Raw genomic sequence first — 25,267 nt, 5'->3', positions numbered from 1 at the left:
TATTACCATCCGGGGTTTTGTTTCATATTCGGGTTCTTCTGCACCTCATCGTAAGGTATAGGGTACAGGTACATCTTAGGCGATACGAACTTGGTGGCCAGCACATTTACCGGGTTATAATTCAGGCTGGTGCCTACTTTGGTTATGCTTATGCCGGTACGTGGCTGGTTCATCAGGGTTTCGGCAATCTTCCAGCGGCGGATATCCCAGTAGCGGCTTTCTTCAAAGGCAAACTCTATGCGCCTTTCGTTTTGGATGGTGGCGCGCATTTCCTCTTTAGTCATACCTGCTTTTAAGCCGTAAAGGCTGCCGGTGCCTGCTGCTATGCCTGCGCGTTTGCGTATGCTTATCATGGCGTTGTACACTTCGGGCGTTGCCCCTACCGATTCGTTAAGCGCTTCGGCATAACCTAAAACCATATCCGCGTAGCGCAGGATAATCCAGTCTGAACTGTGCGAACTGTAGTTGGCTGTGGTTTCGAAATTGCCCATAAACTTGCGCATGTAGTAACCTGTTTTGGTTTGCTGCAGCACGCCATTAGGTTTGCTTTGGCCGCCCTCGAAAGTTTGGATAGAAGTATTGAGCCATTGCGCGCCGTTGTAAATTACGTTGTAGGTAAGGCGCGGGTCGCGGTTGGCGTATGGGTTGTTTACGTCGTAACCAGATGCGGCATCGGTAATAGCCAGCCCGTTATTCATCGGGAAAGCATCTACCAGCTGCTGGGTCGGGCTGGTTTGGCCCTTGCCTGTTGCACCGGTAAAGCCTATAGGGCCGTTGGTGGTCTCGATACCGTTGTTGTTGCCGTTCTGGCGAAAAAACAATATCTCGGGGTTGTACTGGGTAATAAAAACATCCTTGTAATTGGCTACCAGCGCATATTTGCCCAGGTCCATTACATCTTTGCAGGCAGCGGCGGCGGCGGCCCAACGACCGGCATCGGCAGATGCATAACCGGTAAGCGGGTTACTGCCATCAATATTACCGCCGTTGAAAAGCGGGCTTGCAGCGTAAAGCAACACTTTGGCTTTCAGCGCCATTGCTGCGCCTTTGGTTGCGCGGTGGCTATCAGCTTCGGGGCTGGCCGGGTTGGTAAGCGGGTAGGCGTATAACGAGCTTTGTATGGCATCGCATTCGCTTACGATATATTTTACGCACTCATCAAACGAATTGCGCGGCAATGATACATCATCCGTAATGGTCAGTACCTTATCGCCCATCAGCGGTACGCCGCCATAGCGTTTGATCAGTTCGAAGTAGAAGTAGGCCCGCAGGAAACGCGCCTCGGCCTTCCACACAAATTTTTGCGATTTGCCATTGTATTGCGCCAAAACCGGCACCACATCAATATTGTTCACAAATTCGTTCGCCTGGCGTATGCCTGCGTAATAAGTACCCCACAAGTTCTCGTCGGCAGGAATGGTGTAAGAGTTATACGATGCGGTAGACAATACCGTAACCAGGTTGCTAGGCCCCGATGCCGATGAGATGGCGTCGTCGCTGGCGGCATCAAGATAATCGCCGCCCACGCGGTTATGGCCATTCTTCATTACAGAGTATATGCCGTACAGGTAATGCTGCGCGTTTACGCCCGCCGAATCCTTGCTATCGAATATCTTATCAATACCCACCTTATCCACCGGGAACTGCTCGTATTTTTTGCAGCCGGCAATGGCCAGTATCAGTATCAGCGCCGCTATAATATTTTGATGATTTTTCATGATCGTATTTTTTATGATGGCCAATGATTAAAGCTTAACGGTAAAACCTGCGTTCACTACCCTTTGTATGGGGTATGCCCCGTTGCTCACTTCCGGATCTATGCCCTTATAGCCATAAAACGTTACTAAATTCTCGCCGTTGGCAAACAGCCTCACGCCCGATAGCCTTAATTTCTTTACCCAACTGAAAGGGAGGTCGTAGCTCACTTGCGCATTTTTCAGCCTGATGTAATCGCCCGAGCGTACGTACAGGCTGCTGTAAGCAGTATTGTTGGCGTTGCCTGTGGTTAAGCGTGGCAGCGTTGCGGTTGCTGCGGTCTCAGGCGTCCAACGGCCGGTGAGGTTGTCTACACCCTGGCCGGCCTGGGTAAGCCCCAGGAAACCGATACCTGCAAAGCCGTTAACTGTTGAGTTATCGAACAGGAACTGCCTGTTCTCTACCCCCTGTATCAGCATGCTGAAACCGAAGCCTTTGTAGTTGAAGCCCAACGACGCGCCGTAGAAGATTAGCGCTTTGCTGCCGCCGATGTTGGTAATATCGAATTGGTTGATGACGCCGTCGTTATTCAAATCGGCATATTTCACGTCGCCTGCCTGGGCAGTGTAGCCAGTGGTAGTTGCGCTGGCCGCCGCATCCTGTGCGTTGGCAAAAAAGCCAAGGGCCTGGTAGCCATAAATTGCATTTGTTGATTGACCTGTATGGCGCAGCCATGGGTATGGCGTTGGGGTTTCGTCGCTAAATACGTTTTTTGATTGTTGTATAGAGGCGTTGCCCGATATGAAGTAATTGAAGTTGTTGATGTTGTTTTGATAGGTCATGGTAAGCTCGGTACCGGTATTCAGCACCACGCCAATGTTCTCTGCTGTGTAAGGCGTACCCAGCAGCAAAATGCTGCGTCCGCGTATCTGAAGCAGATTCTTATAGCGGTCGTGGTAGTAATCAGCAGCAATGCTCAGGTGGTTATCAAACAAGGCGATATCTGCGCCGATATCTATCTTATCCGCTTTTTCCCAGCTGATGAGGGGGTTGGCCAGCGCGTTGGCAAAAATGCCCTGCACATCGCTGCGGCTGGTACCTGTGCTGTATTGGTAGCCGTTTGGCGAACCGTAGGTTTGGATAAAGTTGTAGTAGCCAAAGTTATCTACGTTGCCGTTACCGGTGAGGCCGTAGGTGGCGCGCCATTTCCATGAGGTAATAAAGCTGAGGTTATCTTTGATAAAATCTTCTTTTCCCATTTGCCAGCCAAGGCCGCCTGCGTAAAACACGCCGAACTGCCTGCCGGGCGCATACCTGCTGTAGCCGCTGCGGTTTACCGCGCCCTCTACAAAGTATTTGCCATCGTAGCTGTAGCCTGCTTTAATGGCCTCGTTGGTGGTGGTGGCCGTTAAATCGAAGTTGAGGTTCATGCTGCGGGTATCGTACAGCAATTTGCCGGTGAAGTTGTGCTTGCCAAAGGCCCTGTCATAATTCAGTGCCAGCTGGCCGTAAAAATAGCGCGCGCTGGACAAGCTGTTGAAGTTATTCACCTGTGACGATGGCGAACCAACGCCGGCGTAGCTATTATCGGCCTTAATGAGGTACGTATTGTTTTGCAGCGACCTGTTTATGAGGCTTTGCGATGATAGCGCCAGGTTGCCCATGGCCTTGCCCGATAAGCCTTTGGTAACGCTGCTCATATCGTAAGTAAGATCCAGGTTGGCCAGCACATCGTTGCTGTTGGTGCGCATATAACCCGAGTATTCTGTTTGCGCTAAAATATTGTTGTTGTAAGTAGTAGTACCCGCAAAAGAGCCATCGGGGTTAAGCACAGGGTAGGCATTGTTTGGCGTAGAATAAAGCGCGCCGAGGATATTGTTGTACCCTGCCCCGGGCTGCGTTGCCGATTGGATACGACCGAACATCTGCAGATCTACCACTAATTTCTTGGTTACATTCACCGTTAAATCTGTATTGATGATGTAGCGGTTAAGGTTGAGATTGGTGTTGTAGGGTACATCTGTCGCAGTCTTGAACATCCCGTTCTGGCTAAGGTAATTGAGCGATACGCTGTAGCGGGCAATGTTGTTGCCGCCGTTTACGTTTAGCTTATAGCTGGTCATGGGCGAGTTTTTGCGGAGGACGGTGTTGTACCAGTTTACGTCGGGGTGGCGTATGGGGTCGCTGCCATCGCGGTAGGCCGCAAAATCGGATGCGCTGTAAATTGGCAGCTTGCCATCGTTCTGCAAAGCTTCGTTATACAAGTAAGCATATTGGTAAGAAGGCAGCGGGTTAGGCAGGCCCAATGGTGTTTGCGATGCGGTTTGCGCGGTAAAGGATATCCTTGGCGCACCGGCCTGCGCACGTTTGGTGGTAATCAATATCACCCCGCGCGAGCTGTTCTGGCCCAGCAGGATACTTGATAAGCCGTCTTTTAAAACAGATACAGATTCGATGCTCTCCGGGTCGAGGGAGGAAATCTCGCGCTGTACACCGTCTATAATCGTAATAGGCGCTTGTCCGCGAAGCGATACAAAAAACTCGGTATTATCATTTGCCTGGTAATTGTTGTGCAGTACCACGTTGCCAATAAAATCGGCCTGGGTTTGGCCGCTGGTTTGCGGGTTATTAAAGCCGCTGCGCTGCTGCGTGTACAAACCGGCCAGTTGCCCCGGCAAAGCGTAAGTATAAAGCGAAGCAGGCGTACTGGCTAACTGGTTGGTATATATGGTTGATACTGCTCCAAGGTTTTTATCCGCATCGGCAGTGCCGTACAGCACATTTATTTTGGCAGGTGCTTTAATGTAAGTATCTATCAGCCTTATGGTAAGGTCGGCACCTTTAAAACGGGCCTCGCGAACGTTGTAGTTTGCGGCTTTGAATACCAGCGTGCTGCCCGCTGGAGCACTAAGTTCAAAGTGGCCGCTTTTATCGGTGCTGGCGGTATCTGCTTTGCCCTTTACAGCAACCTTTACGCCCTTTAGCGGATTGCCGTACTCATCAAGCACAAGCCCACCGGCCATACCCGGGCGGGTACCAACCCTGGCGGTGGTATCCTGCTGCATGGCACGGCCGGTTGTAGCCAGCGCCAGCATCAGTATAACCAAAGCCGTAAAATATTTATTTAAGTAGCAATTAGCCATTGTATAAAGTTTAAATTGTTGGCAAAAAATATTATATCGTTTAAGCCTGGGCACACTATGGTCTTTGATAGGGCCCCAGCTATGGTCAAAAACTGGTTATCCGCATTTAAATGTGTACACAAATGGCGCATCGGTATTACCATAGCCTACCCTGCTGGTGCCCGCCTTGTTGGTAATATGGTATTCCATCTTTATTATCGTCTGCGCATCTGTAGTGTTGAAAAAAGCCTTTGGCCAAAACGTTATCTGGTACCTTTTGCTGGTAGCAGTTGTTTGCCTCATCAAGGTTTTGGCAGTTTGCTCGCACACCACTATGGTTTTACCATCGCTGGTGTAGGCCGTTGCACACAGGTAAACTTCAGGCTCGTTGCTTACCGGTGTGTTTACTACCGCACCATCAAAGGTTAGTGTTACTATATCATTATCCAATGATTTTGGCGGGTCTAAAACGGTTAGCTGGGGGTTGCAAAAATCTATCAGGTCGCCGGTGCCGCCGGTTACTTCAAAGCAATCGGTACTCCGTTGGCTGTAGTAGGTACCGTTTCCATCGCTGGTGAAACCGTTGCCTGTATCAGTAATTACGTAGCCTATTTTCACCAGTGTGTTGTTGCCATCGGCACCAACTTTCATCTTAATATTCAGGTCGCCGGTAATGGTGTGGCCGCCTTCGTGGGCATAAGGCTTATCGGTTTGGAAGGCTACCCATTCCATATCATCTATCAGGTTGCCGGCCAGGCCAAATGTGCGTTTCATATAAGCCGACCAGGTTAAGCCGCCGCCCTTGGTAGGCAACGAACCATCGGGTATCAGGCTCATGGTACCATTGCCAAGGGGGCTGGTGTAGGTAATGGTAGTGTTTTGCGCGGCTTTCCATCCTTTTGGTACCAGTATGCCCAGCACCAGGTAATCGGGCCCGCCGTTACCGGCAGTGGGTATGTTAACATGCACCGTAACAGGCAGTATATCGCCGGCTTTCGCAGTGGAGGGTTGGTCTATCCCGCTAATCTCCTCGCCGCAGCAGGCCAGTGCAATGCCTATGATTACACAGGCGCACATCCTCCATAAATTCTTGCCTTTTATATGTAAATATTGTCTCATAATCTCTTTTTATTCGGTTTAAGGCTGCTGGTTAATTGATTTTTTGGAGCACGTACACGTACGAATTATTGGTACAGCCCGGGCTAAAGGTTAAACTTAGCTGCCTTTTGCCGTTCACTATGGGGTAGGTAAAAGCAGTGGCTACGGGCGTTTTACCTGCGGCGGTAAAGGTAATTTTGTATGGGTACTCCGGGTCGTCCAATGCGAAGGTGCCATCCTGCTCTACCAGGAAAGGCATCTTGTTCACCAAAGCATAGCCGGTTGAGGTAAAGTTTATCTTAAAACCGCTAAAATCGATGATGGCGGTAAGGTCGGTACCGTTACGGGTGGCCTTTATCACCTGCCAGCTGCCGGTAATATCTTTTAATGCTTCTTTTTGCGGCAGCACCTTTTCGGTTCTGCAGGCTGTGGCCAATACTGCAACTACCATCACCAGCAGCAGTGTTTTTATTTGGTATATCCTTTTCATATTATCTTTTGATGCTTATTAATAACCGGGGTTTTGTATCAACTCTTCAGATTTAGCCACCTCGCTTTGAGGTATGGGCCATAAGTACATCGCCGTGCGGAAGTTGCGTTTACGCACCGGGAAAGTGGTGTAAGTTACCGCAGCGCCTGTACGGTTAACCTCCATTCCCATGGTTTGTATATTGTCGGTTACATCGGCAATTTTCCAGCGGCGCACATCCCAAAAACGTTGCTCTTCAAAGGCAAGCTCTATGCGCCTTTCATTGCGTATTGCCTGGCGCATTTCGGCCTGGCTTAAGCCCACAGGCAATTGATAAGGGCTAAGGCCTGCGCGCTGGCGTATAGCCTCTACGGCAGCATAAACCAGGTTGTTAGGGCCCTCGTATTCGTTGGCAGCTTCGGCGTAGCTCAACAATATCTCGGAGTAGCGAATGAGCGGTAAAACACGGTCGGTACGGTGGATAAAATCATTGGCAACCGCGCTTGGGGCAAGCATTTTATTGCCGTAGTAGCCGGTAACGGTACCCCTGTGCACAGCATCGGGGCCGGTGGGTACGCCATTAAAAGTGCCCTGGTAAATATTAACCGGCGACAGGCCAGACGAAAGCCTGTTTTGCAGTTGCGTTTGATCGCGGATGACGGTAAAATCCAAACGCGGGTCGCGGCCGGCGTAGGGGTTTTGCGGGTTATAGCCGGATGTTGGGTCGGTTATCACTTTACCGTTTTTCATGGGGAAGGCATCAACCAAACCCTGCAACGGGAACGCCCCATACTGGCCGGTACGCGATGGCGGCTGGTACAAAGCCTCCAGATCCACATTGCCTGTGCCGCTCATGTATTGGAAGATATATTCTGTATTGAAACGCATGGTAAACACGTTTTGGAAACCGATGCCGGGCGTAGAATTATCTGTGTAAAGTGTGTAAGCGTTCAGGCTTATTACGGCAGATGCCGCATCCCTGGCCGCTTTCCATCGCTCTTTGTTTTCTGATGGGTAACCTAAAACATCGTCGTTTTTGGTGCCGCTAAGTCTTTGGCCGTTGAACAACGGGCTGGCAGCGTATAATAACACCCGTGCTTTTAAAGCCAAACATGCCCCTTTTGAAGCGCGACCGTAGCTTACGCCGGTTTGTGTGGCCGGCAGATCCTGCGCGGCTGCATCCAGTTCAGATACGATGTAGTTTACGCATTGCTCGTAAGTATTACGCGCTGCGGGTATTTTATCGGTATAGTTATAAATGCTATCGCCCACCAGGTGGATGCCCCCGTAATGTTTAAGCAATATGGCATAGTACCATGCCCGTAAAAAGCGCGCCTCGGCTTTCATCTGTGTTTTAGTGAAAGTATTGATGGGCGATTTTGGTAGGTTTTTAAGCAACTGATTTACTGCACGGATATTGGTGTAAGATTTGCGGTAGGCATCATCCGTAGCTACAGCTGCATTGATGGTGCCGGTTTCCCAGGCCAGCGCGGTGGAGCCACCCGAGTTAAAAACCTCCGCCTCGTCTGAAGCGGCATCCAACCCGCCATTTGGCGTACCGAAACCATAAGTGAACCTGTTGGCCGCGAAACTGAAATTCACGTTGGCATAAATGCCCGCCAAAAAGCCTACGGTGTTGGCGCTATCCTTAAATACGGTTTCTTCGGTAAGGTTTGTTGTGGTGGTTTGCCCCAAAAAGCCATCTTTTTTGCAGGATGCCATGAGGAACAACAGCAGGAAAAAGGAATACGCGACAAACTGAAAGTAAAATTTTTTCATACTATAGGGTTATTATAACAAAGCGGCGAAGCTTCAATACTTTTTATATTTTTTGGCTTAAAAATCGTTTTAGCAAATCCTAAGAAAACACAGGCTCAACGGCTGGGATTACACTAAGGCAATAATTGGTTTATAATTCTGGTATTAATTATAACGCTAATATAGTTTGTAAAAACGATTTAGCAAACTTTTTCCGCGTTTTTTTAATTTTTAATAATTTGCATTGCTACAAGGCTATTGGTTAACATTTTAACAAGTTTTAAAACAGTTATTATCAATGTTTCAAACAAAGGATACCCGGCCTATTTATCGCCATTAAAATACCTGCTGAAAAACAGCGATTGATAGGTTATGGAGTTGCCCCAATATTCCCACGAGTGCCCGCCGGGCCGCACGGTGTAATCGTGTGGTATCTTACGCTCCAGTAGTTTCTCGTGCAGTTCCTGGTTGCCGCTGTACATACCATCATCGTATCCGCAATCAAAGGTGAGGGCCAATGCATTGGGTTTTATCAAATAAATAAGGCTTACCACGCAATGCTGCTCCCATACCTCGGGGTGTTCGCTGTATTTTCCCAACAGTTGCTCAATGCCATAGCTATCGGCAAACTGGCGTATATCCACAACCCCGCTCATGCTGCCCGCCGCACCAAACACATCCTGGTGCTTAAACGCCAGGAAAAGCGCGCCATGCCCGCCCATGCTCAAGCCGGTAATGGCCCTTCCCTTGCGGTTGGCAATGGTGGCGTAATGGCTATCGATATAACTTACCAGTTCCTTGCTGATGTAGGTTTCGTACATGAAATCCTTATTTACCGGGCTATCGAAATACCAGCCTGCGAAAGCGCCATCGGGACAAACGATGATGAAATGATAGGTATCGGCCAGTTTGGTAATGGCGGGTATCTTCTTAATCCAATCGGTATAGTTGCCGCTAAAGCCGTGCAACAGGTATATCACCGGGTATTTTTTTGTGGCGGAGTAATCGGCAGGCTTTATCACCACGGCCTTCAGGTCGCGGTTCATGGCCGCACTGTGGGTAAGCGCGGTATCAACCGTAGCCGCTGATGCCTTTAGGCCAAAAAATGCAGTGCAGATAAGCAGCAGCGCGATAATTCTTTTGATATTCATGGTATTAAGATATTTTTGAAAGCATAGAGTTTGTATTATAAATAAACCCGGTGTTAAACAACAAAACTAAATTTGGTCGAGATAGGCTTTGCGCCCTTTGCGCTAAACTATATGCCAATCTTTGTGGACTTTGTGGTTAAAATTTTACCACAAAGTCCACAAAGGGAGAAACACAAAGAACACAAAGCCAAATTTAGTTTTAAGTAAAATGTGTTTATGATACAGGCTCTAAAGGGCAATTGCTTCACTATATTATTTTGATACAGTTATCTCTATTCTGTGCGTTTGCGGTTTATTGATGGCGTATATCTGGTTAATCAGCACGTCCATCTCTTTTTGCCAGGCATCGCGCAGGCTTTTGTATCGGGCCCTGCTGTAATTATCCTTGTTGCCGTTTACGAAGATATTGGTGGCGGCATATTTTTTTACCGAATCCATCGCCGCGTTATTGTCCTTGTACAGCATGCCTTTTTCTTTCAGGAAATCGTACTCCATCCACATGTAATTCCGCAAGCGCCGTTCTATCTCCCAGCGTTCTTCGTTTAGTTCGCGTATCTGTATGGCCTGCTGGTATTGCGGGGTGCTGGTAATTTCGGCCAGGTTGATGCCGCCGGCGAGGGCACCGGCGCTAAAGGAGCCCATTTTTTCGCCGTCGATAAGCAGGTCGTAATTGCCGGCTGCCAGGTTTTTCACGGCAAGCATCTCGCGGTTGAAATCGTTTGTGAAGGGAATTATCTTCAGGGCTTCCGACTGTTTTTTGCGGTTGCCCCATGAACGCGGGATAGTATCGATAGGATAAGGCAGCGAGTTCGCTAAGTAATTGAAAGATATCGATTTAGCATTCGCAGACAAGTTGAGCACCCTGCTGTTTACGGCCTTAGTCACCGTTTTAGCGTATGCGTTGATAGCTACATCGGCCACTACGCTGTTTGCCAGGCCCTGCGTTTTCAGGAACAGGTAGGCCATCACCAGGTGACCATCGTTATCGGGGTGTATGCGGTCATTTGGCGTTAGGCTGAACGTGGTATCTTTCAATTGCTCGCGCTTGTTGATGGCATCCATCGGGTGGTAAAAATCAACGAATCCCCAGTTATTCTTTTTTGCCGATGCCTGCTGGTAGTCGATCACTTTAGAGAATGCTTCGGCCTTACCGGGATACAGGTTTTTAGTGGTGAACTTGCTGGTAAAATCATACGGCGAGCCCAGTATCAGTATCTTGCGGATATCGGTACGCTTCTTCAGCTTATCTACCAAATCCTCGTATGTTTTATAAGAGCCTGTAAGGCGGCTATCTATAAATTGCCGCCCATCCTTACGGTACCATTCAAAATAGCCGGTATCGTTCATGCCCCAGGTAAGGGTTAGCACGGTGGGATTCCTGCGCAGCACGTCGTCATCAAAACGGGTGGCTATCTGCCCGATGGCATCGCCGCCGATGCCCACGTTATAAAACGTAACGCGGCGGTTGGGGAAATGTGTCATGTAATACAGCCAGATGTACGAGTGGTAATGCCCGCCATCGGTAATGCTGTTGCCTACGAATGCTACGCGGTCGCCGGCTTTAAAAGGCGCCACCGTTTGGGCGTTTGCACCCGCGAATAGCCCGATGCTTATAAGAATTGAATAGAGTTTTTTCATATATTTAGTTGATTCCCCAGCTTTTATTCGGCTCTGCCCCCATGGTGAGCTCCAGCGTGCCGCCGGCTGCTATATCGGCGTAGTCGATGTAGCATTTGTTATAGGTTTTGCCGTTTAATTTGGCGCTTTGTATATAAACATTAGTGGCAGAATTGTTTTTGGCGATGACGCTGAATGCTTTGCCTTTGGCGTACTTAGGATCGAGTTTTAGGGTTACCTTATCAAATACCGGACTAGTGATTTCCTGCCGGGTATCGCCCGGAGTAACCGGATGCAAGCCGCTCGCTGCCAAAACATACCAGGCACTCATCTGGCCCACGTCCTCGTTCCCAACCAAACCTTCTACCGAGTTTTTATAGGCGCGGCGGCATATCTCGCGGGTCCATTTCTGGGTGAGCCAGGGCTGGCCAAGGCGGTTGTACAGGAAAGGCACATGATGCACAGGCTCGTTGGCGTGGTTGTAATAATCATTCCACATCATGTTATCGGGCGTTTTGGCGAAGAGGTTATTCAAATCGGCCAGTACTTTTTGCTTGCCGCCCATTAATTCTACCATGCCATCCACGTCCTGCGGAACAAACCAGCCTTGCTGGTATGGATTGGTTTCGAAAGTGCCATACCATTGCGTCATCCGCCCGGAATCGGGCCAGGCCTTCCATTGCCCGTCATCTTCTTTCGGGCGGAACCAGCCTTTATCCTTATCAAAAATATTTTTGTACGATTGCCCGCGTGCCAGGTATTTTTTGGCGTCGGCAGGGTGTTTCAGCCAGGTAGCTAATTGCCCTACGCACCATTCGTTATAAGCATACTCCAAAGTTTGGGCTATGCCAATGCCTCCGGGCGCGTAGCCTTTTTCGCCATTACCGAATTTCTCTACCGATCCAACGGCCAAATTGTATGCCTTATCCACATCGTAATTGCGGATGCCTTTGGCGTAAGCGTCGGCTAAAACGGAGGTCATGGGGTTGCCCAGCATGCAACCGCTGTAGGCGTTAAGCAGTTCCCAGCGTTCGAAGTAGTTCTTCTGTTTCTGATCGGCAAGGGTTACCATCGAGTTCACCAGATCGTTCACCAGCAATGGGTTGATGATGGTTTGCAGCGGCATCTGGCTGCGGAAAACGTCCCAACCGCTAAATATAGTGCGCTTTTTGAATATGGCGCTTTTATGCGCTTTACCATCGCCGCCGGGGTAGTTTCCATCCACATCGCTGATGATGCGGGGGTCTATCATCGTGTGGTACAGGGCAGTATAAAATACTTTCTTCTGCTCTAAAGTGCCGCCTTGTATGGCTATTTTAGACAGGGCATTGTTCCAAAGTGCAGTAGCTTTTTGGCGGAGAGCATCAAAATTCCAATCCTTTATTTCGGCAAGGAGGTTTGTTTTTGCTCCCGCGATGCTCACGAAAGAAATGCCCGCTTTCATCAACACCTGCTCGTTATCGGTGGTAGCAAAGTTGGTGTAGAAACCTAAGTGTTTCCCTTGCTTTTCTTTAATATTCTTTAAAATAGCGGCGTTGGCCACCACATCCTGGTATTTATCGCTGCCTACTTCTTCGCGCTTGCGCACCCAGCCGTCTGGGATACCCGCGCTCCAAACGCCGTAATCCTTAAGCGGTTTGCTGAACTTAGCATAGAAGTAAACCGTATAATCGGCATGGCCATCGCCATTGCCCCAGCCGCCGCCATCGGGTGTGCATTTCATCCAACCCTGGATGGTGTAGCTATCCACCACCTTTACGTATTGCAAGGTTGAGGTGCCCCCTACCCTGCGGGCCAAATCTATCTGTATGCGCGAAAGCTTGTTTTTGGGGAAGGTAAAGCGCAGCATGCCGCTGTGCGGGGCTGCGGTAGCTTCGGCCTTGATATTGTTATCGGTAAGCAGCACGCTGTAATAGCCCGCAGAGGCCTTTTCACTGGGCTTGGCGTACGAACTGCGGTAGCCGCCTTCGGGATGCGCGATGGTGCCAGCTTTGGTCCTGAGCGGGCCCGCTGTAGGCATCACCAAAAAATTGCCGAGGTCGCCATACCAGCCTATGCCGCTCATTTGCGTAAAGGCGAAACCTTCTATACTGGTTTGCTCGTAGCTATAGCCCGAGCCGTTGTCGCCGCCGGTTATGGTATTGGGGCTAAGCTGTACCATGCCATAAGGCGTAGCCGCCCCCGGAAAAGTTTTGCCGAGGCCGTGGTACACGCCCGCATCGGCAGTACTAGTGCTTGCCCCGATGAAAGGGTTAACGTATGATGCCGGATTTTGCGCGCGCAGCGTTTGCATGGCCAATAAGCCCGGCAATGCCATTAAGGCAAGATATTTTTTGACAGGATTAAACATTAAGCTCATTTACAATTGGTTTGCCGGGGCGGAAACAGCACGTGCAATTATTGCTTGTGCGATAATATCCCGGCGGGAATGCTGAAAAAATATAAAATATAAAATGCAGGCTTTGCTGCGTAATCGGTTTTATAATAAGCCCAATATTAGATAAGAAAAAACGATTTAGCAAGTTTTAGGAAAAATATTTTTTAGGGGTAAATTGCACACTAAGCGGGCGGGGTTATAGCTTTAAATGCATGCATTTGATGCACTGGAACGTAGCGATGGGTTTGAAACCCATCGCTATGTAAACTTATAATCGTCATGCCGAACTTGTTTCGGTACCCCATCTGATTAGTTCGCGGCGATGCTAAGCGGGTCAACATATCGGCCACTTTTATGATGGGGTCTTGAAATAAATTCAAGATGACGTTTGTAATTATTTCGAACGCTGAATTTTAAATTATTTCGAACTCCTCGCATTCACCAGCCTCACCGTCCTGATGCCGAATTTAGGCATGCTGAGGCTTGTGCTTATGCCGCCTGCTTTTAGCTTAGCTAACGGCAATGAAGCCTTAAGCCGGCCATCAAGTTCAACTAACTCAGCCTTATCGGCCTTCAAATTAAAAACCACGTTGCTTTTTACGTTGCCCACACCGGTATTGAAGAGACGCACCAGCATATCGTTACCATCAAAGTTTACCGCAGATATTTCATAACCTGTCGGCACCTGTAACAGCGAATTGGCGGATGCTGTAGACGATGCTACCGCAACCAGTGGCGCGTTCCAATTAGCGTTCTCAGCTTCTATGCCCGCCTTGTCCCAAACGCCGGCATGCGGCAGCAGGGCATAATGGATGGTGGTTGGGCCGGTTATGCTATGGTCGCGGTTCCAGAGGCCCATGCCGGAGTATTGGATGTTTAGGGCCAGCGGGAAATCCTGACCGTGGGCGTAATTGGTAGTATGGTCGGTAAACAAGGCCATGCCGTATTTGCCCGCCCCATCGGTAACGTCTACCCAGTTCAAAATCACGTTGTTTTTGATGCTGTCCCAACGGGTAAAAAAGGTGCTATCCAACCTGCTTTCGGTAACATCGAACGGAGCATTCTTATAAACCTTTTGCGCTTTGAGGTTTAGCGGGAAATAGGCCAGCAGTTTGCTGCGGTCGTCGTAAAAGGCTTTTACGGGATTATCCAAGCGGTAAGTGCCCTTCGGCGTAGCCACGCCGATGCCGGTATTGCTTTTCCAATCGATATTCAGCGTAACATCTATACGCGGCTGCCCCTGCGCCAGGGTTAAGGTTTGCGTATAATCCGTTCCATTGATGGTCCCCTTAATGGCGAGCTTTACCTGCAGCGGACCATCCTCCAATATCACAACCTTTGCCGGGTTATCCGCTGTCGATTTAAAGCCGCCGTCGTTATAAAAATCACCCCGCAATTCGTTAAAAGAGCGGGCGTTTGCCTGATCTATAAACTCTTTGCCAGCCAGTTTCTTAGCGATGATGCTTTTGATAGCGCCACCCTTGGCCGGGTCGATGATGATTTTGTAGAGGTCGGTTTCGATAAGGTATCGCCCATCGGTCAATTGCTTGAGCAAGCTGCCATCCCTATTAGCACTATCTTTTAAGGTTAGCCGGTAAGCAGTGTAACCCATGGCCGGCACAATTGCCTTGAACAGCACATTGGCCTTATCGGCAGATAGCTGGGCTGCTACCGGTTTGCCTTTTGCATCTAACAGCACCAGGCCGTAGGGACTAAACCCTGGTGGTAATTTAAAAGCGACTACTTCGGACCTATTGCTGCCTGTGGTATTGAAAACCGTTACGTACCGGGCTTTGCTTTTGCCCTTGCCAAGGCTTAGCTGCGCGTTATTGATGATGCTATCGCAGATGGCGTTGGTGTTATTCGTCCACTTGACTACCTTATTTGCCCAGGTATCGCCGGGCTTGCCATTGTAGGGTACTATCCAGCAATCATGATGCTGGGATAGCAGCAACGTGCGCCATGCCGAATCGAGCTGTGCCTGCGGCCATGGCGTGCCCTTGTATATTTTGGCCATGGCTGCCAGTTTCTCGGCCATTACCAGCTTGTTTTCTGATACCCTCACCTCCTGCGCAATCTGCTGCATCACCTGCGACCCCCAAACCAGGCTCACCAGCACATCCTCCTGCGTAAATCGCCAGTTCACGCGGGTGTCGTCCTTAGCAATGTTGCCAAAATAGTTGCGCCAGGTGGTGTAAATGCTATTGATACTGCCCTTTTGCCCATTGCCTATGAAGGGGCCTTCCTTCCAGCCGGCGTCCTGCAAAGTCATGCCTACGGGGTGCGGCATACCGGCGGCAATAGCAGCGTTGATGTATTGCGGCGCGTTGTTCCAGGCGATGGTTTGCCATGTAGATTTTGGCGAAAGCTTTTCCACATCGTACCGGGGCGAGGTGATGATACTGCTGCCATCGGGCCCAATCCAGTTCACTAATTCGCCGGCGTGGCTTTGCGTATAGCCACCCCAGCAGGTGTTTGGATTCTTGAGCGATGCATATTTGATGCCGAAAGAAGTGAGAATTTGCGGCAAGGCGCTGGTAAAGCAGGGTTCTTCGGAGGAATAACTGCTGAACACCGCCGTTGGGAAATGCTCCCGCACCAGCTTCATGCCGTAACTAAACTGCCTGATGATGCTTTCGCCGGAGATATTGTAATTATAGCTTTGTGCGTACGCGGGATTAACGTATTCGATGCGCCCATTGAGGGATTGGTCGGCAAACAGGGCTTTAAAATCCGCATAAGCGGCAGGGTCTACCACTTTGGCCCGAGCCCAGGTTTCGGGTTCCAGTTCGATGTTGATCTTCCAGTTGGGGTTATTCTTCAGCATATCCACCATAAAGCGCGTGTTCCAATCCGGATAATGCCCCCAGATGCCGCCGTGGTAGCCATCTATATAATAAGCCGTTTGCGCGGAAGCAGCGGGTGCAATCAAGGTAATAAGCGCCACTAATGCCACGCGGAGCGGGGAAATCGCTTGTAAATTCTTTGTTCCCCTCTCGAGAGGGGGCGCGGTGGCTTGTGTGATGGGTGGGGTGATTTCGCCACCTTGCAATGGCAGAATGCATAGCGTGCAAACACACCCCTCCACCCCTCTCGAGAGAGGAATCGCACATTCCATCGCGCGCAATATTTTTAAAAGCGATTTCCAAGTCGCGCGGATAATATTCAGATAGGATTTCATCAAATCAATTAACTAAAGTGATACGAAAGCGATGCGGCACAGGCTTGTTGATGGCGTACATCTCGTTGGTGAGCAGGTCCATCTCTTTTTGCCAGGCATCGCGTACGGCCTTAAAGCGCGACTTTTGATAAGAAGGCAGGGTAATGGCCACGAAGAAATCCTTTTTGGCGTATTTCTGCAGCGAATCTACGGTAGCATCGCCATCGTTGAACAGCAATCCTTTAGGTTTGAGGATGGAGTAGTGTATCCAGTAATATTCGCGCAGGCGGCGCTCTATCGTCCAGCGTTCTTCGTTGATGTGCATCACAGCCAGGGCCTGCTGGTACTGCGGGGTAGACTTTATAGACGCGAGGTTAATGCCCTGCTCAAATTCAGTGCCGCTGTAAATACCGACGGCTTTGCCATCGATGCTTAACTGGTACGACTTATCCTGCAAGCCTCTCACCTGCAGCATCTCCCGGTTGAATTCCTCGGTAAAGGGGATTATCTTCAGCGCTTCGGATTGCGCCTTATCCGGCCGACCGAAACCGCTGGGGATAGTATCCATAGGGTATGGCAGGGAATTGGCTAGATAAGTGAATGCGATATCCTTTGAGCTGATGGATGGCAGCGTAATTAAGCAGTTTTTTGCTAAAACGATTTTTTTATTTGCGGCGTTTATTGCGACGTTGGCGACATCTTTGTCCGCTAAACCTTGTGCCTTGAGGAACACGTAGGCCATCACCATTTGCCCGTCGTTAGTGGGGTGTATGCGGTCGCTGCCCTCCAGGGTGAACGTAGAATCCGTTTGCTGCCCGCGCCGATTGATGGCCGTCATCGGCTCGCCGAAATCTATGTAATCCCAGTTTTGTCTTATAGCTTCTGCCTGTTGCTTTGCGGCTATCAGTCGCATGGCGGCATTCTTTTTCAGCAAAGGCGCGGCCTTTATCTTAGCTGTTTCGTCGTAAGGCGAGGAGCCGATCATAATTTTGCGTACGCCGGGATGCTGTGCCAGTTTACTGCTTATTAAAGCGAAATTTTTTAAAGATTCGGCCACTTTTGCTGCGTAAACCGAGTCGGCCTTAGGGGCTTTGAGGTTTTGGTAGCCCGTATCATTCATGCCGAAAGTAAGCGTAACCACGGTTGGCTTTTGGGCGAACACGTCGCCGTCCAGCCGCTCGTACATCTGCCGCGCAACATCCCCGCCTATGCCTGCGTTGAAGAACTGCATACGCCTGTTGGGGAAATGCGTAAGGTAATACAACCAGATGTAAGCGTGGTAGTGCCCGCCATCGGTAATGCTGTTGCCGGTAAACACTACCCTATCCCCCGCTTTAAAGGGTTTGATTGTTTGCGCGTAAAGGCTGCTTGCAGTGTAAAAAACAAAAAGGATAGCCAGTAAACTTCGTTTCATGAAACAAAGTTATAAAAAGCTAAATCAATTTAGCTTTTCTGAATTTATTTTTTATGCTTGTAACGGGTTTGCTACTTAATCCAATGGATAACAAAAAAGAGGCTGTATCATAAATACAATTTGGGCATTTTACTCAAAATTCAATTTGGCTTTGCGTTCTTTGTGTTTCTCCCTTTGCGGACTTTGCGGTAAAATTTTAACCACAAAGTGCGCAAAGATTGGCATATGGTTTAGCGCAAAGGGCACAAAGTATATTTTGACCAGATTTAGTTTTGTTGTTTAACGCCGAGTTTTATTTATGATACAGACTCTTGGCAAATAATTTAAGGCTTTATTATGCTTTAAAAAAGGCCAGTAAATCTTTATTGATGGTGGCTGCTTCGGTAGTCGGCATGCCGTGCGGGAAACCGGGGTACGAAATCAAAGTACCGTTCTTCAGTAGTTTGATGGCTTTTACGGCGGTGAGCGGGAAAGGCACTATCTGGTCGTCTTCGCCGTGCAAAATCAATACCGGGATATCTACGCTTTTCAGGTCCTCAGTAAAATCAGTTTCGGAGAATGCTTTGATACAATCGTAATGGGCCTTTATGCCGCCCATCATGCCCTGGCGCCACCAATTGTCTTTAACACCCTGTGATATCTTCGCACCTTCGCGGTTATAGCCGTAAAATGGCGTGGTGAAATCCTGGAAATACTGCACCCTATTGGTGGCGGTACCTTCGCGGATACCATCAAATACCGACAGAGGGATGCCTTCAGGATTAGCATCAGTTTGTACCATTATGGGTGTTACTGCGCTGATGAGGACAGCTTTGGCCACGCGGCCTTTGCCGTATTTGGCTACATAACGGATAACCTCGCCGCCACCTGTGGAATGGCCAACATGTATAGCATCCTTCAAATCCAGCGCGGCTACCAGTTCGGCAACATCGGCTGCGTAGGTTTCCATTTCATTGCCGGTTGCGGTTTGGGTAGAGCGGCCGTGCCCACGGCGGTCATGTGCTATAACGCGGTAGCCTTGCTCCAGGAAAAACATCATCTGCCCGTCCCAATCATCGCCGGATAGTGGCCAGCCATGGTGGAAAACGATAGGTTGCCCTGTCCCCCAGTCTTTATAAAAAATTTCGGTCCCGTCTTTTACTGTAATCGTGCTCATTGGTTTTTGTTTTTTATGATGTGAACATTGAATTAGGGCATTTTTTGGTGATGGGGTAAGGACGGGGGGCAACAATACGGCCTTACGCAATCCATCAAAACGCCGGGAAATGGCCTGCCGGGAAATGTGCCGGCCCGTGCTAATGCCGGCTCCGTTTTACGAAACGAAATTAGCAAATAATGCGCAGCCATAGGTAAACACGCAAAAAAATCACATAAAGATTATACAAAAGCGCAAAAGCCGCGGGTTTGTTGAAAACCGGCTTTAAAAACCCGTTATAGCGCATAAAGCCAAGCAAACAATTTTAATCTTGATACCGGTTCACAGGCGGAATTTATAACATAGGGATAGCAGCCGAATGATTCTTTTTACTGCAGGCTGTACTAAATAGCCGTATAATTGTACTTTAGTTTATAAAGTAATGTACCGGCCCGCTACCATAAAAGACATCGCCGCAGCGTTGAACCTATCGCCCTCCACGGTATCGCGGGCGCTGCGCGACGGCTATGAAATAAGCGCCGAAACAAAGAAGATCGTAGTAGCTTACGCCCAAAGCGTAAACTACAAGTCGAACCCGAATGCACTGGGGCTAAAAAATAAACGAAGCTACTCTATAGGTATCGTAGTGCCCGAGCTGGCCAATAGTTTCTTTTCGCAAGCTATTGCCGGCATCGAATCCGTAGCGTACCAAAAGGGCTATCACACCATCATCACCCAAACGCACGATTCTACCGAAAGGGAAACCATCAACGTGAACCACCTGGCTAACCGCTCGGTAGATGGTTTGCTGATATCCATGTCATCGGGCACCACGGATTATGATTTCCTGACCGCCCTTTACGATAACGGGCTGCCGATTGTTTTTTTCGACAGGATAATAGATGGGATAGACACCTTTAAAGTTACCTCAGACAACCTGAGCGGGGCTTTCAATGCAACCGAGGCACTGATAGGCATGGGCTGCCGCCGCATTGCTTTATTGGCCAACGCGCCGCAGCTATCTATTACCAACGAACGGCTTGCAGGCTATAAAAACGCGTTGGCACATCACGATATCCCTTTTAACCAGGATTTGGTTAGGAACTGTTATAAAGGTGGCAGCGATTACCAGGAGGTAGAGGATGCCTTAAAGGGCCTATTGGCCATAGCCGATAAACCCGATGCGATATTCATCGGCAGCGACCGTATCAGTATCTCCTGCATCAGGGCTATCAAAAACCTGGGGTTGGATACCAGCGGCATCAAAATAGCAGGATTCTCCAACTCCGATGTGGTGGATTTGTTACAGCCATCCATCATTTACGTGCGGCAACGGGCATTTGAAATGGGCAAGATAGCCGTTGAAATGCTGCTGAAGCTAATCGAGAGCCGCTACCCCATAACCGAATTTGAAACCCGCGTGCTTGATACGGAGTTTTACTGCCCGTAGCCGGCACATCTCCCGCCTGCTTATCTTATAAATTTCAGTTTTTTGCCAACCTGCTTTATCCATTCGCGGGCAAATAATTCGTGGCCATTGGGCATGGGGTGTATGCCATCCCACATCCAGTATTCGGGAGGGCCGTGCTGCTCTGCTGCTTTGGTAAAATGTTCCTGCAGAGGCACGTAAATAGCGTTGAATTCCCCAGCCAGCTTTTTAGCGACGGCCTGCCTTGGCGTTACTTCGCCCAGGTATTTATCCCATTGCTCTTTTACTTTGCCAACCGGCAGTATGAATGGCTCACATATCACCAGTTGCACATCGGGCATTTTCTGCATGGTTTGGCTAAGCAGGGCCCTGAAGCTGGTTTCGTAACTTTCCGCTGTGAAATTTTTATCGCCCCGAATGGCATGCGTGGTATCGTTTACGCCTATCAAAATGCTCAGCAGGTTGGGTTTTAGGGCAATCGTATCTGTATCCCAGCGGGCGGCCAGATCCGGCACGGTGTTGCCGCTTATGCCGCGGTTAATAAAGTGGAAACCTTTCTGCGGCAAGTTGTACCACAAGCGGGCTGCTATCAAATATGCATAACCATGACCCAGGATGTGGTTCCAATCGTTATCTCGGGTGCGGTTACCATCGGTGATAGAATCGCCCTGAAACAGGAATGTATAGCCTTCGCCATCTTTATTGTACTCCGTTAAAGTGGTAGCGTTTAGGGCAGACGGTAAGGTAATAGCCGCTGCGCTTGCAAGGGCGGCATGTTTTATAAAATCTCTTCGCGATGATGGCATCTGTCAATTTGTTTTGATGCCGTAAGGTAGTATTAAAACGGAAAAGCTGCAATCGGTTGAATTGGCCTTCTCCCGCGCTAAGGATTGAAGTGGATATCGGCCATAGCGCGTAAGGCCTGCAGGCGTATAAACGGAAAGCCTGACCCGAAGGGAAGCGCCCTACGATAAAGACAATAGCATATTCCTCGTAAAAAAATCACTATCGTCATTGCGAGGTACGAAGCAATCTCTACGTAGGCAGAGCTGCTTTGCAAGTCCGCCCTACTAATAGGGAGATTGCTTCGTACCTCGCAATGACGTTTGGAGAGACTTCCCGCTAATTACTCAACGCCAACCTTATCGTATCTGCCTGCATGGCTGCAAAAATACCGTAGCCATTGGTGATGTTGCCGGGCGGATTGTTCAGTTGCTGCGAGTTGGTATTGGTGTTGCTGGTGAGGATATCTACGTACTCCTTATTCACCGTGTAAAGTATGGCACTATAATTCCCCGCATACCTGAACGGGCGGTAAGGCGCATCGTAATAAGCGGCTTGCTTGGCGTTGATGGTAAAGTTTGATGGATAGTTGCCGTTGCCGTTGGCGTACTGGTTGGCATCATCGTACTTAAACACCAGCACATGGTAAAGCGAATCGGGATTGTTCCAGCTGAACCTTATTGCCGTAGAATCAGATTCCGCCGGGGTGCCGCCAACCAATATGGCAAAACTGGTTTTAGAGGCTGTGTATCCGTTTGTTGCGACAGGCATCAAGCTGCTGGCAGATATGTCTGCATCCTTATAATTAAATCGCAGCGTATAGGTTTTGCCCGTTTGTAAAAAGGTGGAATCAGCATAAATGTAATTTCCCGTCGTAGTTTCGGTTAGCTGCACGGTTTGCGCGCCATCGCTCAATTGCAGTTGCAGGCCGCCGATGCGCGCGCCGTAAGCGGCGGTATCGCTAAAGGCTTTTTGTTCGTAAACGTTGACTTTCACGGGGTGGCCCATTACCAGGTAGCTGATAATTACCGGCCGCTCGGCAACGCTTGTGCTGCCATCTTTTTTGCAGCCCGAAAACAAGGCACCGAACAGCATGATGCTATATAGAATTCTCTTTACCATTATTTCAGTTTCAGGTTAAGGGTGATGTTGGGCGTAAGACCCAGGTATTTGATGGTGGTGGTAACCACCTGGTTGCCGCGGATATAGTACTCGTTGTACCAGGTATTGCGATGGTTGTACACGTTGAACAGCGAGAAGCTGATGCTGCCTATCTTGGTGGCATCGGTCTTCAACAAATCGTACGTGGCGGAAAGGTCAAGGCGGTGATAAGCGGGCAGGCGCTCGCCGTTTTTGGTGCTCACCGATAGGTAGCTGATCTTATTCCCATCGAGTGTGTTGACGTTATACACCCCGGCGGGTGCAGTGTAAGGGTGCCCGGTACTGAAGATAAAAGTTGCCGCAAAGCTCCAGCGCTGCAAGTGGTACATGTTTACCGATTTAAATTCGTGCCTGATATCCTGCGCAGCAGAAAAATAATCGGTACCGTAGGCATCAAACTTGTTTTTGGCTTCGGCCAGGGTATAGCTTACCCAACCGGTATAAACACCGGTTTTCTTTTGCAATAAAAACTCAATGCCTTTGGCATAGCCGCTGCCATTGTAAAAGTTTTCGGTAAGGGTTGTTGTGGTGTTCCCTCCGCCGCCCATCGGACCGCCGAAACCACCGCCACCGGGTGCGCCGCCGCCAAGCTGGCGTATAGAATACTCGGTAAGGCCGCTGAGTTTTTTGTAATAACCTTCTACATCAAAAAGAAACGCAGGTGTTTCGTAACTGGCTCCCGCTATAAAATGGTCGGACACTCCTACCGGGATATTGCTGCCATTGGCCAGCACCCAAAAGTTGCGATCTCCGCCACTAACGTCTTCGCGTATTACCCTATCAGTAAACTGGTAGAACCTACCCGTTGCGCCTTTGAGGTTGATGCGGTCGGTAATGTGGTAAATGGCCGATAGCCTCGGTTCGTAATAAAACTTGCCCGTGGGCGAAAAATAAGTGCTACGAATACCCGGCTGTAGGTGCCAGTGGTCGTTCGGTTCGTATTCCAGTTCGGCGTAGCCGCCTGCGGTAGAGCCGCTGTTATGCTGGTTGATGAGCGTGGTGGTATCGTTCTGCACGTAGGTATAATCGATTTTCACATTGGAGTTGAAGCCGCCGAAAAGCACCTTCAGTTTAGATACCGCGTTCCATTCCCAATCGGTTTTGATGCCGGCATCCTTTAGTCGGTTATTCTCTAATATGCCGTTGTTGATGGTAACGGTAGTGGCACTATCTACAATGGTGCCGCTGGTGCCACGGTCGCGGTCGCTAAAAAAGCTGGAATAGCTCAGCACCGTACTGCCGAATAGTTTCCGGCTCGGGGTGGCATTCCATTTTACGCTGGTGCCCAGGTTGCCGTAATGGGTATCGTCGCTGATGTTTAGCGTACCTCCAGATGAGGTAAGGAAGGAGGGCAGGGTCATCTCCCTGCTGTTATCCAGGTGATCGGTACCGTTGTACAGGCTCCAGCTAAAGGTATTTTTGGCTGATGGTGCCCAGGTGAACTCGGTATTCAAATCGTAAAAGTACGAGGAGGGCGTAGTTTGGTTATTGAAACCGCCGGGGCCGCCGCCGCCAAAACCACCGCCACCAGGGCCGCCGCGGGGTGCACCGCCGCCTGTATTGGCCGCCGTGGTATTGAATTGCCCGAACAACTTATTATACAAAGGTCCCTGGTACGAACGCCTGATGGCTATCAGTGCCGAGGCATTTGAGCCTACCGGCGTCTCGGCATATACGTTCGTACTCAGCAGGCTGATATCGCCGCCGACATTCACTTCTTTTTTGTTGCCATCCTTGCCGCGCACTTCGGTAACGCTGGAGAGGCGGCCGCCGTATTTGGCCGAGAAACCGCCTTTGTAAAGTTCCACATCGCGCACGGCGTTGCTGTTGAATGCACTGAAGAAGCCGTAAAGGTGATCTACCTGGTATATGGTAAAACCATCGAATGTAACCAGGTTTTGATCTGGCGTGCCACCGCGTACGTATATGCCCGATGAGGATTCGTTGGTTGCCGCAACCCCTGGCATCAGCTGGAATGCACGCATGATATCTTTTTCGCCGATGTTGGGTAGTTTATCCAGCAAGGCAGGCGTAAGCTGTATAACGCTCACTTTTTTACTATCGGTATTCAGTACGCCTTTCTTTTTGCCCGTTATCACCACCTGGCTAAGCGCATTCAGCGATGGGTAAAGCGAGAAATTAACGCCGCCCTTTACACTGCTGCTATCCAGACGGAACACATCGGGCTGGTAACCAATGAAGGAAACATCAACCAACGAGGTGTCTGAGGGGATATTGAGGATGGTGAAGTTACCGCTGGTATTGGTGAGCGCGCTAAGGTCGGTTCCACGAATGCGCACGCTGGCTCCGGGCAGCGATTCGCCTGTTTTTTGGTCGGTAATGCGGCCGGTTAGCGCAAACATGTAATGCTTTGGCGGTGCGGCGGGCGGTGGTATAATTACCGGCTTAAAGTTGCGGGCCGTTTGGTTAAGCTCGTACTTAAGCTTCAGGCGGGGTAAATCATCAGGTTGCTGCAGTATGTAAATAGTGCCATCGTTCTCTATCCAATATTGCAGGTGGTTCTCTTTGCACACAAATTTGAGCACTTTGGCCAACGATTCATCAAAAAAGTGTTCGGTAATATCCATCTGCACCAATGAATCGCGCTCGAAAACGATGGCAAGATCGTAGTTGGCCGCCAGGGTATCCATCATCTGGTCGAGCGTGCAGGTAAAAAAATGGTCGACTTTAATCCTCTTGAGCTTTTCGCGCGTGCTTTGGTGTTGCCCATAGGCACCCGCACTTATCAAAATAAACAGCAGCGTGTAACGTAGTTTTCTATCCATCAAATTAACATGATGCCGCTAATTTGGGTGATGATTATCCGGCTATCAAATAAATGAGATGAAGCAGGATTATGTATAGACCAATGGGGGATTGGGGCCCCACCTAAATCCT

At 49.5% G+C, this 25,267-nt stretch carries 15 protein-coding genes; 1 reads left to right on the top strand and 14 read right to left on the bottom strand.

Annotated elements, in window-relative coordinates:
* Positions 1 to 2: 2 nt before the first annotated feature.
* The 11 genes from AC1DYT_RS04270 to AC1DYT_RS04220 all read right to left on the bottom strand — a co-directional run bounded on the left by AC1DYT_RS04270 (position 3) and on the right by AC1DYT_RS04220 (position 19,017).
* Entirely contained in the window at positions 3 to 1,718 is a 1,716-nt protein-coding gene (locus AC1DYT_RS04270; protein WP_477468411.1) for a RagB/SusD family nutrient uptake outer membrane protein, read from the bottom strand.
* Positions 1,719 to 1,745: 27 nt separating this feature from the next.
* Entirely contained in the window at positions 1,746 to 4,838 is a 3,093-nt protein-coding gene (locus AC1DYT_RS04265; RefSeq protein WP_477468410.1) for a SusC/RagA family TonB-linked outer membrane protein, read from the bottom strand.
* Between the two features lie 96 nt (positions 4,839 to 4,934).
* Positions 4,935 to 5,936 carry a DUF4961 domain-containing protein gene (locus AC1DYT_RS04260; protein WP_477468409.1) on the bottom strand — a complete coding sequence of 334 codons (1,002 nt, stop codon included), beginning with the start codon at positions 5,934 to 5,936 and terminating at the stop codon, positions 4,935 to 4,937.
* Positions 5,937 to 5,967: 31 nt separating this feature from the next.
* The gene (locus AC1DYT_RS04255; protein WP_477468408.1) at positions 5,968 to 6,405 is read right to left on the bottom strand and encodes a DUF5004 domain-containing protein; all 438 of its coding nucleotides are present in this window, start codon (positions 6,403 to 6,405) and stop codon (positions 5,968 to 5,970) included.
* 18 nt (positions 6,406 to 6,423) lie between these two features.
* Positions 6,424 to 8,163 (bottom strand): RagB/SusD family nutrient uptake outer membrane protein, encoded by a 1,740-nt coding sequence (locus AC1DYT_RS04250; RefSeq protein ID WP_477468407.1) that lies wholly within the window; start codon positions 8,161 to 8,163, stop codon positions 6,424 to 6,426.
* Positions 8,164 to 8,465: 302 nt separating this feature from the next.
* Positions 8,466 to 9,293, bottom strand: coding sequence for an alpha/beta hydrolase (locus AC1DYT_RS04245; protein WP_477468406.1), 828 nt, complete (start codon positions 9,291 to 9,293; stop codon positions 8,466 to 8,468).
* A 252-nt stretch (positions 9,294 to 9,545) separates the two neighbouring features.
* The gene (locus tag AC1DYT_RS04240) at positions 9,546 to 10,931 is read right to left on the bottom strand and encodes an SGNH/GDSL hydrolase family protein (RefSeq protein ID WP_477468405.1); all 1,386 of its coding nucleotides are present in this window, start codon (positions 10,929 to 10,931) and stop codon (positions 9,546 to 9,548) included.
* Positions 10,932 to 10,935: 4 nt separating this feature from the next.
* The gene (locus AC1DYT_RS04235; protein WP_477468404.1) at positions 10,936 to 13,269 is read right to left on the bottom strand and encodes a GH92 family glycosyl hydrolase; all 2,334 of its coding nucleotides are present in this window, start codon (positions 13,267 to 13,269) and stop codon (positions 10,936 to 10,938) included.
* A gap of 436 nt (positions 13,270 to 13,705) precedes the next feature.
* The gene (locus AC1DYT_RS04230; RefSeq protein ID WP_477468403.1) at positions 13,706 to 16,219 is read right to left on the bottom strand and encodes a glycoside hydrolase family 38 C-terminal domain-containing protein; all 2,514 of its coding nucleotides are present in this window, start codon (positions 16,217 to 16,219) and stop codon (positions 13,706 to 13,708) included.
* A gap of 253 nt (positions 16,220 to 16,472) precedes the next feature.
* The gene (locus AC1DYT_RS04225) at positions 16,473 to 17,861 is read right to left on the bottom strand and encodes an SGNH/GDSL hydrolase family protein (RefSeq protein ID WP_477468402.1); all 1,389 of its coding nucleotides are present in this window, start codon (positions 17,859 to 17,861) and stop codon (positions 16,473 to 16,475) included.
* Between the two features lie 334 nt (positions 17,862 to 18,195).
* Entirely contained in the window at positions 18,196 to 19,017 is an 822-nt protein-coding gene (locus AC1DYT_RS04220; protein WP_477468401.1) for an alpha/beta fold hydrolase, read from the bottom strand.
* 421 nt (positions 19,018 to 19,438) lie between these two features.
* On the opposite strand from AC1DYT_RS04220, the gene AC1DYT_RS04215 reads away from it, so the two are divergent.
* Positions 19,439 to 20,446: a LacI family DNA-binding transcriptional regulator gene (locus tag AC1DYT_RS04215; RefSeq protein ID WP_477468400.1), complete on the top strand. Its 1,008-nt coding sequence runs from the start codon at positions 19,439 to 19,441 to the stop codon at positions 20,444 to 20,446.
* A 20-nt stretch (positions 20,447 to 20,466) separates the two neighbouring features.
* On the opposite strand, the gene AC1DYT_RS04210 is transcribed toward AC1DYT_RS04215, so the two are convergent.
* The 3 genes from AC1DYT_RS04210 to AC1DYT_RS04200 form a co-directional block, all read right to left on the bottom strand.
* On the bottom strand, positions 20,467 to 21,231 hold the full coding sequence (locus AC1DYT_RS04210; protein WP_477468399.1) for an SGNH/GDSL hydrolase family protein: 765 nt from the start codon (positions 21,229 to 21,231) through the stop codon (positions 20,467 to 20,469).
* A 316-nt stretch (positions 21,232 to 21,547) separates the two neighbouring features.
* Positions 21,548 to 22,330 (bottom strand): DUF4249 domain-containing protein, encoded by a 783-nt coding sequence (locus AC1DYT_RS04205; RefSeq protein WP_477468398.1) that lies wholly within the window; start codon positions 22,328 to 22,330, stop codon positions 21,548 to 21,550.
* Entirely contained in the window at positions 22,330 to 25,155 is a 2,826-nt protein-coding gene (locus AC1DYT_RS04200; protein WP_477468397.1) for a TonB-dependent receptor domain-containing protein, read from the bottom strand. Before AC1DYT_RS04200 ends, AC1DYT_RS04205 begins: the two co-directional genes overlap by 1 nt.
* Positions 25,156 to 25,267: the final 112 nt, after the last annotated feature.

The organism is Mucilaginibacter sp. P1_D10 (assembly GCF_056406215.1).
The sequence above is the reverse complement of the archived record's forward strand: the minus strand, read 5'-3'. Positions and strand labels throughout refer to the sequence as shown.